We start from the raw sequence: 18,661 nt of genomic DNA on the forward strand, positions 1-18,661 counted from the left end.
GCGATAATTATTCTTCTTTTAGGGTTTCACCATGATCGATACTCATGCTCATATTTATGCTAAAGAATTTGATGACGATAGAGATGCTGTTGTTCAGCGCGCACTAGCACAAGGCATTAGCAAGATTCTATTGCCTAATATTGATTTAGAATCTATCGAACCAATGCTAAAAACCGAAGCGGCTTACCCTGAGATTTGCCATTCAATGATGGGATTACACCCTTGTTATGTGAATGCTGATGTTAAACAGACCTTAGCAACTATTTACTCATGGTTTGAAAAACACAACTTCATTGCGGTAGGTGAAATAGGTATTGATCTATACTGGGACAAAACCTTTAAAGCGGAACAAGAGATGGCATTCATCACCCAATTAAATTGGGCAAAAGAGATGAAACTGCCTGTTGTGATTCATACTCGTGATTCTATTGAAGAGACATTAACCCTGCTAAAACAAGAGCAAGATGGCTCATTGTCAGGTACTTTCCATTGCTTTGGTGGCTCTGTTGATGAAGCCAAAGCGATCAATGATTTAGGCTTTCATTTAGGTCTTGGTGGTGTTTCTACTTTTAAAAATGGTGGTATGGATAAAATCATTCCTCACCTTAATATGGATTACTTAATCTTAGAGACCGATTGCCCATATTTAGCGCCTGTACCACACCGTGGTAAGCGTAATGAGCCAGCGTATACGCAGCTAGTTGCTCAACGTGTGGCGGATTTGCGTGAAATGAGTTTGGCGGATGTTGATGTGGTTACGACGGCGAATGCGAGAAAACTTTTTGGGATTTAAGAGCCAAAAAACGTTTTCAGGTTTCAGGTTTCAGGTTTCAGAAATAATCTATACGCTGCGCTAACTAGAGGCTAGACCGCTTCGCTTCTATAAGAGAAAAAGCTGATTCTTTAACGCTGCTATTCCAACGTCACAATACTCGCTCTTATAGTATCTAGTTAGCGCAGTGTATAGTTTCTAGCGAATATAGATAGACTAATCACACATCCCCCTGAAACCTTTAAGGGAGCTTGCGACCGATCTGAACCCTGCTTTTTTACTTTACCCCAAACAAGAAAAACCCCGCTAGACTCTCGTCTAACGGGGTTATAACTTTACTCGCAGCAATCCGGCTACTAATGGTGCTCCATGCATCAAATCCTTGATAGTATACTGATTCCTTCAGTGCATTCCTTTCTCGCTATCCTAGCGGTGTCCTTGATCTTATCCTGATCCGTTAACAGTCCGTAGTTAACTCTCTTCGCTTGTTCCTTGAGCGGTGTCCCTTACATCATCCTGATGTGCAGTCCATTTACCTCAATCCTAGAGGTGTCCATTGTCTTTCCTTAGTAGCAACCATCCTAGTTACTATTGCGTCCATTCAATGTCTATTTCGCTATCCGTGCCGATTACTAATCCTAAGTAACCGAGTGCCTCATCCTGAAGCGTACCAAATCCTTGGCTAGTTCCTGTTCCGTGTCAGCATCCTTCCGACATCAATAAGATTACGCTTTTCATTATTTTCAGCAATAGACTAAATTCAAACTTTTGCAAAAAGAAATATCGCCCTTTTACTTAAATATAGAAAACAATTAAATATCAATAGGTTAACTTCAAGTCAGTTATGTTTACCCATGAATAAAGCGAAAAAGCGCACTTGTTTGTGAGAGATCTCGCACACGGGTCATGGTGTTTTGGGTGTAAGGATTAAGATCGCTTCGCTTGAAGGTTTCAGGAGTGAACGTGTTAAGTGGTAAATACAGCTAGAAACGATACGCTTCGCTAACTAGAAACTATAAGATCAAAAGATAGACGGCTTCGCCTTGAGAGGTGAAACAACACTTAAGCCCTGCATTTACAACCCCTCCTAGCCTTATATCAACAGTAGTGATCAAATAAGATAATTACTCAAGGGGAGGAACTGTATTGTGAGCGCTGAAATATCCGCACCAAAGAAGGTTCTCCCCCTTTATCTATACATTACTGGGAGCGATAATATCAATATAAGGGGGAGTTAGAGGGGGTTGTTGATACCATATTTCATCAAGATTCTGAATCAGCTTTTGCTCTTATAGAAGCGAAGCGTTCTAGCCTCTAGTTAGCGCAGCGTATAGGTTCTTCCTGAACCCTGCTCTTTTACTTTACCCCAAACAAGAAAAACCCCGCTAGACTCTCGTCTAACGGGGTTATAACTTTACTCGCAGCAATCCGGCTACTAATGGTGCTCCATGCATCAAATCCTTGATAGTATACTGATTCCTTCAGTGCATTCCTTTCTCGCTATCCTAGCGGTGTCCTTGATCTTATCCTGATCCGTTAACAGTCCGTAGTTAACTCTCTTCGCTTGTTCCTTGAGCGGTGTCCCTTACATCATCCTGATGTGCAGTCCTTTTACCTCAATCCTAGAGGTGTCCATTGTCTTTCCTTAGTAGCAACCATCCTAGTTACTATTGCGTCCATTCAATGTCCATTTCGCTATCCATGCCGATTACTAATCCTAAGTAACCGAGTGCCTCATCCTGAAGCGTACCAAATCCTTGGCTAGTTCCTGTTCCGTGTCAGCATCCTTCCGACACCAATAAGATTACGCTTTTCGATTATTTCAGCAATAGACTAATTACGAATATTTGCAAAAAAATTATCTGTTATTTCACCACGGAATATAAATCATTATTTATCAGTACGTTATAAATAAACAGGTAATATAAACTACAAATAAAGTGCAAAATCTTACCCACTTGTAAGAGATCTCGCACAAGAGAGTTCTACTTTGTCTCTTCTTTCTATTCTAATGCTAAAGTTTAATAGTGATCATGATCACTTTATAGCAAGCTGGATAAATAGGTGATCAGAAAATTGCGTAGGAGAATTTAATTAGAGCGAGGCATAAAAAAAGCGCTGACTTCATATCAGCGCTTTAATATAGATTCTTAATCAAGCATTACGCTTCATCTTTTTCCATATCATCTTCATTCTCTTCTCTTACGTAAAAACGTGAGAAGAACAAACCAATTTCAAACAGAATACACATAGGTACTGCAAGCAAGGTTTGAGAGATAATATCTGGTGGCGTCAGCATCATACCAACAACAAAAGCACCCACTACAATGTATGGTCGCTTTTCTCTGAGTGTTTCAGGCGTTGTTGCTCCTGTCCAGCACAGTAAGATAATGGCAACAGGTACTTCAAATGCAATACCAAAAGCCATAAATAGCGCTAAGACAAAATCAAGATAACTGGCAATATCCGTTGCTACTTGAACCCCTTCAGGTGCAATTGTGGTAAAGAAACCAAACACCAAAGGAAAGACAACAAAGTAAGCAAAAGAAACACCGGCGTAAAACAATAAAGAGCTTGAGAACAGTAATGGCATGACAAGTTTTTTCTCATGCTTATACAGTCCTGGAGCCACAAATGCCCACACCTGATAAAGAATCATAGGTACAGCAACAAATACCGATGCCACCAAAGTCAGCTTTATGGGCGTGAAAAAAGGTGACGCGACATCAGTTGCTATCATCGTTGCGCCCGCTGGTAATCTTTCTACCAAGGGTGCAGATAAGAACTCATAAATGTCGTTAGCAAACCAAACCAGACCTAAAAATACTACTATTACAGCAATTAATGCCTTTAATAGACGATTTCTTAGCTCTAGCAGATGAGTTAACAACGGTTGAGAGTGTTCAGCTGATGACATAATTACTCTGCTTTTGTTTTAGAAGTTGAATCAGATGTCACCGGAGCTGCTGTATCTACCTTTTGAGTATCTACGCTTTCTTCTGGTTTTGCATATGGACGAGTGACATCAGCTGCCGCTTGTTTTAACTCTTCCACTGATTTTTTAAGATCAGGGGCTAAGTCTTCCATATTCATCTGTTCTGCTTTACGCAAATTTTCTTGTAGCTCTTGTATTTTCAACTCTTGAGACAGCTCATCTTTGACGTTATTCGCCATGCTTTTTGCTGCACTCACAAATTGAACAACCGAACGAATCGCCTTTGGCAAACGTTCAGGTCCTAATACAACGAGCCCAACAACAGAGATCAGTATCAGTTCCCAAAAACCGATATCAAACACGTGTTATGCCTGCTCTTTGTCGTTTTGCTTTTGTTTTTCTACTGTTTCTGCTTCTTTTTTCTCTAAGTTTTGAGGAGCAACAAAGTCTGCGTCTTTTTTCGCATCTTTTGCTGTGTCTTCATCGCTTATTGCTTTTTTAAAGCCTTTAACTGCAGAACCCAAATCACTGCCTACACCGCGTAATTTCTTCGTACCAAATAGTAGAATAATGATTACTGCAATAATAAGAAGTTGCCAAATACTAATACCACCCATGCTTATTTCCTCAGCGTGTTAGGGGTTAAAAAATTGCTAAATAGAGTAACGTTTATTGACGATATGCTCGCCAGCTTAATAGCCAAAACGTGACTCCTGTAGCAGCACTAATTGATGCTAACGCAGTAATGTTACTGGTTAATAACACCGCAGAACAAATCAGCAGAGTTGCGCCAACATTAAATAGGAATTTACCTTTTGCTTGTTGTCGCTTACTTTGACGATACCCTGCGTAGAGTTTATCCATTCGTTGATTGAGAACTTTGCCCTGGCGCAAACTGTCATAAACTAAATCAGGTAGTTCAGGTAGTTTTTCTGCCCAGAATGGTGCTTTCTCAGTCAAAGCAGTCATAAAGGCTGCCGGTCCAATCTGTTTTGCCATCCACGTTTCTAAAAACGGTTTGGCGGTTGCCCATAGATCCAGTTGAGGATAAAGCTGTCGTCCTAACCCTTCTATGTACAATAATGTTTTTTGCAATAATACCAGTTGTGGCTGCACTTCCATATTAAAGCGGCGTGCGGTATTAAATAAGTTCAATAGCACGTGACCAAAAGAGATTTCCCCTAATGGTTTAGCAAAAATTGGCTCACACACCATGCGAATCGCAAACTCAAATTCTTCGACATTCGTGTCTGCCGGAACCCAACCTGAATCAACATGCAATTGTGCGACTTTACGATAATCACTATTAAAGAAACCCAATAAATTTTCTGCTAAATAGCGCTTATCTTCTTTATTAAGAGTTCCTACAATGCCGCAATCTAACCCTATCCATTGTGGATTTTCTGGATTATCTGGATTAACGAATACGTTGCCTGGGTGCATATCTGCATGAAAGAAACTGTCACGGAATACTTGAGTAAAGAAGACCGATACACCACGCTCAGCCAATAGCTTCATGTTGGTGCCATTTCTTTCTAGCTGGGCAATGTCTGATACTTGAATACCATAGATACGCTCAGATACCATTAAATGTTCAGAGCTTAAATCCAAAATAACTTCTGGTACATACAGCTCTTCGCTACCTTCGAAGTTTCGGCGTAGCTGCATTGCATTGCTAGCCTCTCTTCTTAAGTCTAGTTCATCCACTAGGGTTTTTTCGTATTCCTCAATGACTTCAACCGGCTTTAAACGGCGCGCTTCAGGAATATGTTGTTCAACTAACCTTGCCATGCGATACATTAAACGAATATCGGCTTCTATCACAGGGCGAATATCAGGACGAATTACTTTCAGAACAATCTCACGACCAGACTCTTTAAGTTTGGCAGTATGAACCTGTGCAATCGAAGCAGAAGCCAATGGGATTATATCGAAATCAGTAAACCAATTTTCTAGTGGTCCACCTAATGATATTTCCATTTGGTCTTTTGCTAATTGACCATCAAATGGAGCGACCTGATCTTGTAATAATGCCAACTGGTCTGCTAAATGCGGAGGAAAGAGATCACGACGAGTCGACATCATTTGACCGAACTTAATCCAAACAGGACCCAGTTCTTGCAACGCTAAACGTAAGCGTTCCCCCAGTGGTTTTTCTGGATGCTTATTTTTAATCCAAAAAAGGCCACGACGTAAACGCTTTGGTAGTTGAGTTAACGCGTGATCAGGCAGCAGTTCATCCAAGCCATACTCAAGTTGAACCTTGGTAATATGATATAGGCGTTTTAACTCTGATGGCGTCATGCGCGCTCCATTGGATTATTGGTTAATAATCGCGTTAAACGTTCATCTAACTTTGCGAGTTGATTTTCAACATCAGACACTTGGTCACAGAAGTGTGCAATTTCTAATGGTGCTGGTGCGATTTTCCACTCTTCCGTTAATACTTCTGCTGCATGACGTGTTTGACGAGTAATTTGTTTTTTTACCCAACACGCACTGCCTTTCACACCACTTACTAACGTGTGAGCAACAATATCTCCTGTGTATTGAGATAACTTCTCTTCTACATCAGGTTTTAACTCTTCAAGTAACCCTGAAAATTGCTGAGCAAGTTTTAAATCACCTTCTAATACCAACTTATCTTGTTTGATAAGTTGAGTAATATTGTTTTGGTTACGCAATTGCGGCAAAACAGAAAGATTTAAAGCAAGATAGCAATCAGCTTGGCCTTCAAATTGAGAAAGAATATCAACTTGTAGATGGCTAAAGACAAAGAAAAGATCCTTGTTCACTTCATTTAAATGAACATGAATAATTTTGCCTTTTAAGCGCAATAAAGCAGCTTTACTATCTGGTGATTCTTTTAACAGTGTATTTAACCCTGTTTCCATCACGCCTGTTACAAACGGTTCTAATGGCATTGGTTTTATCCTTTAAAACTTGTAACCGCGGTGCAGAGCAACAATACCACCCGTTAGGTTGTAATAGTTTGCTTGTTCAAAGCCCGCTTCTTCCATCATGCCCTTCAATGTCTCTTGATCTGGGTGCATACGGATGGATTCAGCAAGATAACGATAGCTGTCTGCATCATTTGCAATCAACTCACCCATTTTTGGTAATAGGTGAAAAGAGTACGCGTCATAAATTTTTGATAATGGCTCAAGAATTGGTTTTGAAAATTCCAGCACGAGCAGACGACCACCCGGTTTAAGCACGCGGAACATCGAACGTAATGCTTTGTCTTTGTCTGTCACATTGCGAAGACCAAAACTAATAGTAATACAATCAAAGTGATCATCTGGGAATGGCAGTTCTTCCGCATTTGCTTGTACGTAATTCACGTTACCAACAATACCCATATCGCGTAATTTGTCGCGACCAACATTCAACATTGAGTTATTGATATCCGCTAAAATCACTTGGCCTGTATCACCAACAATACGCGAAAATTTAGCCGTAAGATCACCAGTACCACCTGCTAAATCAAGAACTTTATGACCAGGACGTACGCCACTGCAATCAATCGTGAATCGTTTCCAAACACGGTGAACACCACCAGACATAAGGTCATTCATGATGTCGTATTTTGCTGCTACAGAGTGAAATACCTCTGCAACTTTCGCTACTTTTTCGTCTTTCGCGACTGTGGTGAAGCCGAAGTGCGTTGTTTCTTCAGCCATGTTCATCTTGTCCGTCATTTTTCGTCCTCTAGAGATTGTTCGCTGAATCCCTACTCTCTGAATTCAACAGCGCTCTAGTCTACTTTATCCAAGCCATTATCACCAAGTGTTTGCAGTGTATCTGCTTCAAAAGATTGCTCAATAAATTTACGATTTATATCTCGCTTTACTTCAACACCTAGCTCTTTAAAGCTTTCTGCCTGACGAATAAGATTGCCACGCCCACTTGCCAGTTTATTCATTGCACCTTGGTAGCTTTGATTGGCTTTATCTAATGAACCACCCACCGCTTCCATATCATCAACAAACAAACGCATTTTGTCGTATAGCTTACTGGCGCGATCGGCAATGATTTTTGCGTTTTGGTTTTGTCTCTCGTTACGCCATAAGTTACTAATGGTTCTTAGTGCCACAAGTAACGTTGTAGGGCTTACAATTATAATGTTCTGCTCCATGGCATCAGATATCAACGAGGGATCCGCTTCAATAGCTACTTGGAATGCTGGCTCTACAGGAATGAACATTAAGACATAATCAAGGCTACGTAAGCCATTTAACTTATGGTAATCCTTTTTACTTAATCCGCGTAAATGCGCACGAATGGCCATTAAGTGCTCATCCAATGCTTGTTCTTTTTGATTAAAGTCATCACTGTTAAAAAATCGCTCATACGCCACCAAGGTCATTTTTGAATCGACCACGACGTCTTTCTCATCAGGTAAGTGAACAATCACATCAGGGTAAAAACGCTTACCGTCTTCGTCATCCATACTGACTTGAGTGTCGTACTCATGACCCTCTCGTAACCCTGACTCTTGTAGTACTCGAGCAAGGACCACTTCACCCCAATTGCCCTGCTGTTTATTGTCACCTTTAAGTGCGTTGGTCAGGTTTACCGCCTCTTGTGTCATTCGTTCGTTCAACTGTTGCAAGCTACGAATTTCATGCACTAAGGTGTGACGTTCTTTAGCTTCAAAACCAAAACTGTCGTTAACCTGTCTTTTAAATCCTTCTAACTGTTCTTTTAATGGTGACAACAAGCCTTCTAAACTGACTTTGTTTTGCTCATCTACTGTTTTGGTTTTTTGTTCAAAAAGTTGGTTGGCTAAGTTTTCAAATTGTTGTTTTAAACGCAACTCTGCTCGCTCTAACATCTCAAGCTTTTCTTGGCTCGATTTACGCTCTTCTTCATGACGAGCTTCTTGTTCTCTCAGCTCTGCTTCAACATTCGAATTTGCTTGGCGTGAAAACTCCAATTGCTGGGTTAAATATTCTTTCTCTTTTTGGATCGAATCAAAATAGCGCAACTTTTCCATTGCTGCCATTAGGCGACCATGAGATTGTTTTTGTTCTTGTGCTAACTGATCTCTTTCGCCATCTAATTCATTCAGCGCTATTTGTTGTTTTTCTAACTGCAGGTTGAGTTGGCTTAATTGAGTTGAGGCGAGTTTTTTTTCTGACTCTAATTCATGCTCTAATAAGGCTAATTCTTGCTGATTACGACTTTTTGTTAATACATGTGCAACGGCATAAGCAATGCTTGCCCCTGCAAAACCAAACAATAAATGGCCACCAAATTGATTAAAAAATTCCATAACTCACTCAATACAAAAACTTATTCTTATAGGATATTTTGATACTGGATAAATGTCCAGTTAACACTATTTTTCAAGCACAGGTACACTCCTGATCTAAATGGATTTCTAACTGAGAATAATAACAATGAATGAACGTCGTGCTTTAGGATTTGGAATCGCTGCTGTTCTATTATGGTCAACCGTCGCAACCGCTTTTAAAATCACCCTTGAGCATTTTACCCCCACTCAGATGCTAACTATCGCAAGTGCCGTCTCTATTCTTGCATTAGCGGGTGTGGCCGCTTATCAAAAGAACCTATCGAAATTACTGGATACCTTTGTAGCCAACCCTTTGTACTACATTTTATTAGGTGCCATTAATCCACTGGCTTACTACTTGGTTCTTTTCAAGTCTTACGATTTACTACCGGCTTCTCAAGCCCAACCAATCAATTACAGCTGGGCAATTACTTTGACTTTAATGGCCGCTGTTTTTCTGGGTCAAAAAATACGTAAGCAAGATTGGATAGCTTGTGTCTTGGGCTACGCTGGGGTTATCGTTATTGCGACCAAAGGTGATGTATTAGGCTTAGAATTTGACAGCCCTTTAGGTGTCGGTCTGGCTCTCGTTTCAACCTTATTGTGGGCAAGTTACTGGATTTTAAATGCGAAAAATAAGGCTGACCCAATTCTTGGTTTACTGCTTGGTTTTTTAGTCGCTTTGCCTGTGGCGATTGGCTTGAGTATTTATGAAGGTGCGCCTTGGGCACAAATCCCAATGAGTGGTTGGCTAGCGGTGTCTTATGTCGGTTTGTTTGAGATGGGCATAACGTTTGTATTGTGGTTATCAGCACTGCGTTTAACAAAAAATACAGCGCGTATCAGTAACCTAATTTTTGCTTCTCCTTTTATCTCTTTATTGTTATTGGCTAACATTATTGGTGAAGAGATCCATCCATCAACCTTAATTGGTTTAATTATGATTGTGTGCGGATTATTAGTTCAACAATTTTATGGTAAGAAAAAAGAAGAAGAAATTGCAATTGAGAATGAATAGATAGCAGCTTATCAGACACAAAAAAAGCAGCGATCATTCGCTGCTTTTTTATTGTTGTTACTTATTTAGTCAGCACACATTATTTGCTTGCTAAATAAGCTTGAAAATCTTCTAAAGAGACGCCTTCTTTGGCCATTTCTTCGGCTAATTTTTTTGTTGTTTCGCCTTTGCGCTCTTCAATTACCACTTGGAATTGGTAAATAAGATCACGCAATGTTGGTACAGACACTTGTCGTGCCGCACTTCGTACTCGTTCTTGGCTTTGATTACCCAGTTCTGAAAGAAGTCGACCAAACATGAGTTTCTCTGGCGACTCTTCCATTTGCTCTAGAACACGAGCCATTTCAATAATAGACATCGACATTGCGTGTTTTGCCCTGTTTTTATAATCAATCAATAATAATATAAGTGCTGAATATACACCGAAACGAAAACTAACTGAATATATTAAAAGTCAAAAATGCTTTATTTATGTACAAATTATGCGATTAATGGCGATTACACAAATAAAATTATTCCACGATTTTCTCTGAATGCCATACTTTTCCTTTTTTACTCAATAGAATCAGCAAGCCTGGGATAAGAAGCCACATCATTAGCGTTAAAAGCTGTGCAGAAGGGAGTGCTAATCTTTGCATTGTGCCAACAATGACGCCTGCACCACTCATTTGGAACAACCCTAATAATGCAGCAGCAGTGCCCGCTCTATCACCAAAAGGTGCTAATGCTTTACCTGCCGCCGAACCCAGTACCCATGCGAAGCCTACCGACGAGAAGAAAATCGGGATCATAAACGCCCAAGCTTGCTGAATATGTTGGAACCCTAGCATTAGTCCGCCAGCGACAATAAGTACGCTCAAGCCAAAAAGGAGTGCTTTTCGGGTTCCGAATCTGATCATAAATTTAGGTGCGGCAAAACACGCCGCGATATTTAATACCGCATTTACCGCAAACCAATTAGTAAATTCTTGCATTGTCAGCCCAAGCTTATCAATCAGGAAAACCGGTGCAGAAGTAACGTAAGCTAAGATAACTCCCATCGCTAACATACATAAGGTTGCGTGGAATAAGAATGTTGGATGTTGTAGTACCGACCAGTAACGAGATGGGCTGATTAAACGCCCTGTTTGTACTGTGTCTTTCGGTTTTGTTTCTTTGTAATTAATCGCTATCAACGCAAGAGCGACTAGTGCAAAACCAGCCATAAAACTGAAGTTTGAACGCCAACCAAAATGAATGGTTAAGTAACTGCCCAAAATAGGGGCTAATGCCGGTATAAAACAGATAGCTCCGTTAAGGTAACTGATCATTCGGCCGCTTTTTTCTGCTCCAAACGAATCACGAACCGAAGCAAAAGCCGCAACTGACGTCGCACACGCACCAAAACCTTGCAGCAATCGAGCAACTAATAGCATTTCCATCTCTTGAGCTGAATACGCAAGAGCCGCACTCAAGCCATAAATGACAATACCCGTTAAAGCAATTGGACGACGCCCATAACGGTCAGCAAGCGGACCTGCGAACAACTGACCAAGGCCCATACTAAACATAAACCAAGTAATCGTATCTTGACCTAACGTTGGCGCGACTTGAAATTCACTTACCATCATAGGTAAAGCAGGAAGGTATATATCGATAGCTAATGGACTAAATAAAACCAAAATAACCATTAACGTAATAATTTTTTTATCTGATTGTTGTATTGGTAATGCTGAAACTGGCGTGTGCATGTGTAACTCCTAAAATAGTCCGTGAAGTGTACGTAACTAGAGATATGAACAGAAATGGTTTATATTCAGATCTAACATTCTATTTTGGAATATCTCTATGTTTTTTGAAAAACTGAGTAAAGTCGACCTCAATTTATTGCTTACACTTCATCTATTGTTAGAAGAAAAAAGCGTTACACGTGCAGCGCAGCGTCTTTGTTTAAGCCAGTCTGCGGTCAGTAAAAACCTAGCTAAACTACGGGAACAATTTAATGACCCTCTGTTTACTCGTACTGCTTATGGCCTACTCCCCACAGCCAAAGCTCGCAATCTTCAGCGACAACTGCAAACCTTATTAAGTCATTTAGAAAGCATCACAGAATCCGCCACCTTTGAGCCTCAGCGCAGTCATTATCGTTTTCGTGTCGGTTTAGTAGAGAGCACTTATCCATTGCTTTTGCCGCACTTCATGTCTTACATTTTAAATGAAGCGCCGAATGTCATGCTTGATACCCACGCCTGGGATACCAATACTTTAAAGAAACTGCAATCAGGCGAAATGGACATTGGTATTACCGGGAAAGATCTCGATCCAAAATACGCAAACATCACGATGCAAATGCCTGCTGATATTCGAGGCCAAGAGATTTATCGAGACAGTCAAATGTGCTTGGTTCGCCAAGATCATCCGGTACTCACTCAAGAGTGGACATTAGATACTTATCTTCAACAGCGTCACGTTCAAGTGCGTTGTGATGGTAAAGATCAATGGCTGCTTGATTACAAACTTGCCGATAAAGGGCTTGAGCGAAGCATTGGTATTATCGTCCCTGACTTTAATAGCGCCGCCAGTTTATGCACCCATACCGACTTAGTGTTCACCGCGCCAAGTCATTTTATTAAACTTGTCGCCAAGCAACTCAATTTGGTTGTATTACCTCTACCAACAGAGCTACCCCAAATGGCCTACACGCTCTTTTGGCACCAACAAAAAGACAATGATGCTGCCAATTGTTGGCTACGCAATATCATAATCAGCCACTGTAAAGATTTATCAGCATCAACAATTGCAGATACGCAATAAAAGCGCTAGGTTATAGCTCGAATACAAACAACGCTTTCTGCCTCGACACGACACGGACAGAACAATAATAAGGACTATCCAGATGCATCCTCAAACTTCTCAACGCATTGAGCAACTTCGCTCTTGGCTTGCACAACAAGATTTCGACGCCCTCATCATTCCACATGAAGATGAATTTCTAGGTGAGTACATTCCTGAACATAATGAACGTCTATTATGGGCAACAGGATTTACTGGCTCTGCTGGTGCCGCGGTTATCACCAAAGATAAAGCCGCCATTTTTGTTGATGGTCGTTACACGGTTCAAGTTCGTAAACAAGTACCTGCAGAAGTGTTTGAATATCGTCACCTTCATGAAGAGCCGCTATTAGAGTGGATTAAAGATACGTTAGCTACGAATGCTAAAGTGGCTATTGACCCTCGTATGCACACAGCACTATGGCTTAAGAGTGCAACAAAAACCGTTGAAGGTTTTGTCACACTCGAAACGGTCAGCGAAAATCCAATCGACTTAATTTGGAATGACCGTCCTGAGGTTAAAGTCTCTGATGTTCGTTTAATGGAATTCGCTCTAGTAGGCCAATCAAGCGCCGATAAACGTCAAGAAATAGCCAAAGAAGTAACAAAGAAAAATGCAGATGCAGCACTATTAACGCAATTAGATTCAATTTGTTGGTTACTGAACGTGCGTGGTTTAGACGTATCTCGTCTTCCAGTATTGCTTTCTCATGCGATTATTCACGCAGATGAAACCGTGGATTTCTTCTTAGATCAGTGCCGCCTTCCAGCAAAGTTTGACGCTCATGTAGGTAACGGTGTTCGTGTTCACAAACCAGAAGCACTTCAATCAATTCTACAATCACTTACTGGTAAGAAAGTAATGGTTGATTCAGCAACATCAAATGCGTGGATGTCATTAGTACTTGCCGATGCAGGCGCAGAACTTATCGAAGCGGCTGATCCATGTTTACTGCCAAAAGCAGCAAAGAATGAAACAGAAAAAGCAGGAATGAAAGCGTGTCATATTCGTGATGGTGCGGCGATGGTTAAATTCCTAACTTGGTTTGACGCTGAGATCGAAGCGGGTAACTTACATGACGAAGCGGTTCTTGCAGACAAACTTCAAGCCTTCCGCGAAGAAGATGCAACCTTAGCTGATTTAAGTTTCGATACTATTTCAGCGGCAGCAGGCAATGCAGCAATGTGTCACTACAATCATGAAAACCAACCTGAACCAGGTAAGCTACAAATGAACAGCTTATACCTTGTTGATTCAGGCGGTCAGTACCCAGATGGCACAACAGACATTACTCGTACCTTGCCAGTAGGTACACCAAGTGATGACATCAAGCAGCAATTTACTTTGGTGTTAAAAGGTCACATTGGTTTGGCTTCTGCTCGCTTCCCTAAAGGAACTTGCGGTCATCAACTAGATATCCTTGCTCGCCAGCATTTATGGGCTCAAGGCTACGATTACGATCACGGCACGGGTCACGGTGTTGGTCACTTCCTAAGTGTTCACGAAGGACCTCAACGTATTGCTAAAGTAGTCAACAACACCGCTCTTATCCCAGGAATGGTGTTATCTAATGAGCCTGGTTATTATCGTGCAGATGAGTTTGGTATCCGTATTGAGAACTTAGAGCTGGTCGTTGAAATCGAAACTCAAGGTGATTTCTCGGTTCTTGGTTTTGAGTCTTTAACTCGTTGCCCTATCGATAAGCGTTTAATCAATGTTGATATGTTGAACCGCCCAGAACTTACTTGGCTAAACAACTATCACCAGAAAGTGTGGGATGAAGTAAGCCCATTGGTTGAAGGTGATGTAAAAGAGTGGCTAAAACAAGCCACTGCAGAGTTAAGTTACGAAGGTTAATGACCAATTAACTCTACCGTTTAAATAAACTTAAATGTCACTTTTTACAGTGGCATTTTTTTTGAAGCAAATAAAGGTTTCACGTGAAACACCTCTAACTTCACACTTTCACTGCAAAATAATGTATCTAATCTAATACTATCCCGCACGGCATCTCATTAGTGACACTTCACTCAATACAACTAATACAGAACGATAAACTGATCACATACAGCCAATCCATTATAAGTAATCCTTCCCTCCGAATTTAAAGGAATATAGGACTACACATAATGAAAAAAACTCTGTTAACTCTTACGATTTCAAGCCTTATTTTTAGTGCATCATCAATCGCCTCCGCACCAAATACCGACTTAAACTTGATGCCATATCCACAATCTGTAGAGTTAAACTCGGGCCAATTAGCGATTACTAACGATTTTAGTATTTATATCGATGGCTATAAATCAGAACGTATTCAAAAACTTGCTCAGCGTATAATTCAACGTGTAGAAACTCAAACAGGATTACCATTACTTACCCCTTTTGCTGCATCAAAAAAAGAAGCGACCTTAATTATCGATGTTAGTAAAGCAGCAAAAAACAACATCCAAGATAATGATATTGATGAGTCTTACGAACTAACCATCAATAAAAAACAAATCATTTTAGAATCTGACCGTCCATACGGTGCACTCCGTGGTGCAGAAACTTTTCTTCAATTAATCAACACAACTAAAGACGGTTACTTTGCTCCGCAAATAAACATTGAAGATGAACCTCGTTTCCCATGGCGTGGAGCATCATTTGATTCTTCTCGTCACTTTGTTACCGTTGATACAATTAAACGTCAAATTGATGGTTTCGCTTCAGCAAAAATGAATGTCTTCCATTGGCACCTATGGGATGACCAAGCAATCCGTATTCAAATCGAAAGTTATCCTAAGTTATGGGAGAAAACCGCCGATGGTGATTTCTATACAAAAGAAGAGATCAAAGACGTTGTGGAATACGCCCGCCTACGCGGTATTCGAGTAATCCCTGAGATCTCATTGCCGGGCCACGCGTCAGCTGTTGCTCATGCCTACCCTGAATTAATGTCGGGAGAAGGTGAACAATCGTATGACCAACAACGTGCTTGGGGTGTTTTTGTTCCTCTAATGAACCCTATTAACCCTGAACTCTATGTCTTCTTCGACAAAGTATTCAGTGAGGTAACAGAGCTATTCCCTGATGAATACATTCACATTGGTGGTGATGAACCAAACTACCAACAATGGACAGACAATAAAGAAATCCAAGCATTCATCGCTGAAAATAATATTGATGGTAATCGTGGTTTACAGTCATACCTAAATGCGCGCATTGAAAAAATGCTAAACAAAAAAGGTAAGAAAATCATGGGTTGGGATGAGATTTGGCATAAAGATCTACCGACATCAATTGTCATTCAAAGCTGGCGTGGGCATGACAGTATTGGTCGAGCAGCAAAAGAAGGCTATGCCGGATTACTATCAACTGGCTTCTACTTAGATCAGCCACAACCAACCAGCTACCATTATCGTAATGACCCTATGCCAAAGGGACCACAAGTCGATGATCAACTGCACAACGGAGAAACATTCGAAACCTACACTTGGCAAAAACCAAGAGGCAAAGGTGGTCCACGTAAAGGGACACTAACCATCATTACCGATAAAAATGGTGATGCTCGTGCCTTTACTGATTACAACGGAAAATCACGAGCTAAAGTCGATATCATGGAATATACCAAAGGTGAGTCATTCCGTGGTCATTTTGATAACTTCATGTCTTACACCGAATTCAACTTAACCTTTGACAATGGCAATATTGAAAAAGAGAGTTATCAACTTGTGGGTAATGTTCGCTGGCCAACCACAGGTGAAATGACAGCAAGTTCATCAATCACAAACTCTGAGATCCCTGCACCTAATGGCGGTTATCCTGTTGCTTTGAATAAAGGTGAACAAAAGCTAATTCTTGGTGGTGAAGCTGCTATCTGGGCTGAGAACTACGACGATCTGACTGTTGAAGGTCGAATTTGGCCTCGAACTTACGCCGTTGCTGAACGTTTATGGTCAGCAGAAAATCTTACTGATGAAGACAGCATGTACCAACGCCTACAGGCAATAGATAATTGGGCAACGATTTCTGTTGGCTTGCAGCATCAAACCAATAGCTATAAACAGTACTTACGTATTGCCAACGGCGGTGATGTGTCTGCATTAATGAGCTTTGCAAACTACGCAGAACCTGCGCAGTACTATGCTCGAAACTGGGCTAAGTTTAATTCAACCGAGCCTAAGGGTGAACTATACAATCAATATGAAAGATTGAATCGTTTTGTTGACGCAGTTCCTGTAGAAAGCTTCGCGGTACTAGATATGATAAAACTGGCAGAAACGGCAGTAAACAATAAAGCGGATTTAAAAGCGCTGAAGCAGCACTATCAAACCGTTCTAAAGAGTGCACAAACATCAGAAGTGATCTTTAACAACAATATCGCTTCTCTTGATACTGCACCATTGGCAGCAAAACATATTGAAGTAGCAACAGCAACATTAGCGGTTATTCAAGAGCTTGAACAAGGTAAGAAGCCGTCATCAAAGCAACTGGATAACCTATTAACAATCACTACCAATGCATCAGGAATCTATGATGAGATGATTGTCGCTATCGTGCGTCCAACAGAAGAGTTGATTCGTCAATTACGTAAATAGGCGTTAATTAACTAACTTAAAATCAGAGTAATCAAACCACATAAAGTACCACTCAATATTGAGTGGTACTTTTTATTTACTGAGTAGCCAAACACACTCGATCACCGTTTCACTTTGAAAGCGATATTTCTTTCAGTTCACAGTAAAGCTTCGCTCCCAGTCTTTCCATACAGGCTCAAACCCTCTAGCCTGAACCGCTTCTGCAACCGCTAAAGCAGAGCGCTCATCACTGATAGAAAACTGCTCTAACTCTTCATTGTCATTAGCGTACCCACCCGGTTGAGTTTTTGATGCAGCAGACACAGATGTGATCCCTAAAGGTAATACATTATCTCTAAAGTGTTCTGACTCCCGAGTAGACAATGACAGTTCAACCTCTGGGTTTAACAACCGATAAGCACAAATTAATTGCACCAGTTGTTTGTCACTCATGATTGATTTAGGTTCGAGTGCACCTTCACATGGTCGCAATCTTGGAAAAGAAATAGAATAACGCGTTTGCCAATATCGACGCTCTAAGTAGTCCAAATGCGCCGCCACAAAAAAACAATCCGTTCGCCACTCTTCTAAACCGATAAGCGCACCAATACCTATTTTGTCTATGCCCGCTTTTGCTAATCTATCTGGTGTTTCTAAGCGATATTGAAAGTCCATTTTATTTCCACGAAGATGATGTTCTGCATACGTCGATGGATGATACGTTTCTTGATACACCATTACCGCATCCAACCCTAAGGTTTTTAATTCTGCATACTCTTCTTGTTCAAGAGGCTGAACTTCCATCGCAATGTAATTAAACGACTGCTTTATCTGTGGTAGTGTTTGACGAAAATAATTCATTCCAACTTTAGTTTCGTGCTCTCCTGTAACCAAAAGCACACTATCAAAGTTCATCGTTTTAATTGCTGCCATTTCTTGTGCTATTTCATCTTGATTAAGTGTCTTTCTCTTAATTCGATTCTCCATTGAAAAACCACAATAAGTACATGCGTTGGCACATAGATTAGAAAGATACAGAGGAATATAAAAACCAATCGTGTGACCAAATCGCTGACGAGTTAAACGGGCAGATTCTTGAGCCATTTGTTCAAGGTATCTTTCTGCTGCTGGAGAAACTAATGCTTTAAAGTCTTCTAGATCCCGCTTGGGTTTATTCAACGCCCTTTCAACATCATGATAAGTTTTGCTATAGATGGAGAGTTTAACCTCATCCCAATGTAACTTTTTCCATTCATCAGTAAATGTCAT

Annotated in this window: 15 protein-coding genes; 5 read left to right on the top strand and 10 right to left on the bottom strand. The window is 40.7% G+C overall.

The window, feature by feature from the left end; translation table 11 throughout:
- The first annotated feature begins 31 nt into the window (after positions 1-31).
- Positions 32-793, top strand: a complete 762-nt coding sequence (locus tag F8B77_RS08200) for a TatD family hydrolase (RefSeq protein ID WP_151654953.1) — start codon at positions 32-34, stop codon at positions 791-793.
- A gap of 2,140 nt (positions 794-2,933) precedes the next feature.
- Here F8B77_RS08200 and tatC read toward each other — a convergent pair.
- The 7 genes from tatC to rmuC are packed head-to-tail and all read right to left on the bottom strand — an operon-like array spanning position 2,934 to position 8,985.
- Complete coding sequence (gene tatC, locus F8B77_RS08205; RefSeq protein ID WP_130048508.1) at positions 2,934-3,689, bottom strand: Sec-independent protein translocase subunit TatC; 756 nt, start codon at positions 3,687-3,689, stop codon at positions 2,934-2,936.
- A gap of 2 nt (positions 3,690-3,691) precedes the next feature.
- Positions 3,692-4,069, bottom strand: a complete 378-nt coding sequence (tatB, locus tag F8B77_RS08210; protein ID WP_130045803.1) for a Sec-independent protein translocase protein TatB — start codon at positions 4,067-4,069, stop codon at positions 3,692-3,694.
- A 3-nt stretch (positions 4,070-4,072) separates the two neighbouring features.
- Entirely contained in the window at positions 4,073-4,324 is a 252-nt protein-coding gene (gene tatA, locus F8B77_RS08215) for a Sec-independent protein translocase subunit TatA (RefSeq protein WP_130048507.1), read from the bottom strand.
- A 52-nt stretch (positions 4,325-4,376) separates the two neighbouring features.
- On the bottom strand, positions 4,377-6,011 hold the full coding sequence (gene ubiB / locus F8B77_RS08220; RefSeq protein WP_151654954.1) for a ubiquinone biosynthesis regulatory protein kinase UbiB: 1,635 nt from the start codon (positions 6,009-6,011) through the stop codon (positions 4,377-4,379).
- Positions 6,008-6,631 carry a ubiquinone biosynthesis accessory factor UbiJ gene (locus F8B77_RS08225; RefSeq protein WP_151654955.1) on the bottom strand — a complete coding sequence of 208 codons (624 nt, stop codon included), beginning with the start codon at positions 6,629-6,631 and terminating at the stop codon, positions 6,008-6,010. The genes ubiB and F8B77_RS08225 overlap by 4 nt, the downstream gene beginning before the upstream one ends.
- Positions 6,632-6,643: 12 nt before the next feature.
- Positions 6,644-7,408 (bottom strand): bifunctional demethylmenaquinone methyltransferase/2-methoxy-6-polyprenyl-1,4-benzoquinol methylase UbiE, encoded by a 765-nt coding sequence (ubiE, locus tag F8B77_RS08230; protein ID WP_130045799.1) that lies wholly within the window; start codon positions 7,406-7,408, stop codon positions 6,644-6,646.
- Positions 7,409-7,464: 56 nt separating this feature from the next.
- The gene (rmuC, locus tag F8B77_RS08235; RefSeq protein WP_130048505.1) at positions 7,465-8,985 is read right to left on the bottom strand and encodes a DNA recombination protein RmuC; all 1,521 of its coding nucleotides are present in this window, start codon (positions 8,983-8,985) and stop codon (positions 7,465-7,467) included.
- Positions 8,986-9,112: 127 nt separating this feature from the next.
- On the opposite strand from rmuC, the gene F8B77_RS08240 reads away from it, so the two are divergent.
- Complete coding sequence (locus F8B77_RS08240; protein ID WP_151654956.1) at positions 9,113-10,024, top strand: DMT family transporter; 912 nt, start codon at positions 9,113-9,115, stop codon at positions 10,022-10,024.
- Between the two features lie 79 nt (positions 10,025-10,103).
- Here F8B77_RS08240 and tsrA read toward each other — a convergent pair whose 3' ends face one another.
- Complete coding sequence (gene tsrA, locus F8B77_RS08245; protein ID WP_130045796.1) at positions 10,104-10,388, bottom strand: H-NS-like global regulator TsrA; 285 nt, start codon at positions 10,386-10,388, stop codon at positions 10,104-10,106.
- Positions 10,389-10,536: 148 nt separating this feature from the next.
- A complete protein-coding gene (locus F8B77_RS08250) occupies positions 10,537-11,754 on the bottom strand; it encodes a multidrug effflux MFS transporter (RefSeq protein ID WP_151654957.1) in 1,218 nt (405 codons plus the stop codon).
- A 97-nt stretch (positions 11,755-11,851) separates the two neighbouring features.
- Between F8B77_RS08250 and F8B77_RS08255 the strand changes: the two genes are divergently transcribed.
- From F8B77_RS08255 to F8B77_RS08265, 3 genes are all read left to right on the top strand, one after another.
- A complete protein-coding gene (locus F8B77_RS08255) occupies positions 11,852-12,817 on the top strand; it encodes a LysR family transcriptional regulator (RefSeq protein ID WP_151654958.1) in 966 nt (321 codons plus the stop codon).
- An 82-nt stretch (positions 12,818-12,899) separates the two neighbouring features.
- Positions 12,900-14,693 (top strand): aminopeptidase P family protein, encoded by a 1,794-nt coding sequence (locus tag F8B77_RS08260; RefSeq protein WP_151654959.1) that lies wholly within the window; start codon positions 12,900-12,902, stop codon positions 14,691-14,693.
- A 272-nt stretch (positions 14,694-14,965) separates the two neighbouring features.
- Positions 14,966-17,413, top strand: a complete 2,448-nt coding sequence (locus F8B77_RS08265) for a family 20 glycosylhydrolase (protein ID WP_151654960.1) — start codon at positions 14,966-14,968, stop codon at positions 17,411-17,413.
- A 132-nt stretch (positions 17,414-17,545) separates the two neighbouring features.
- On the opposite strand, the gene thiH is transcribed toward F8B77_RS08265, so the two are convergent.
- Complete coding sequence (gene thiH, locus F8B77_RS08270) at positions 17,546-18,661, bottom strand: 2-iminoacetate synthase ThiH (RefSeq protein ID WP_151654961.1); 1,116 nt, start codon at positions 18,659-18,661, stop codon at positions 17,546-17,548.

Source organism: Aliivibrio finisterrensis, from assembly GCF_008933155.1.
Taxonomy (GTDB): Bacteria; Pseudomonadota; Gammaproteobacteria; order Enterobacterales; family Vibrionaceae; genus Aliivibrio; species Aliivibrio finisterrensis.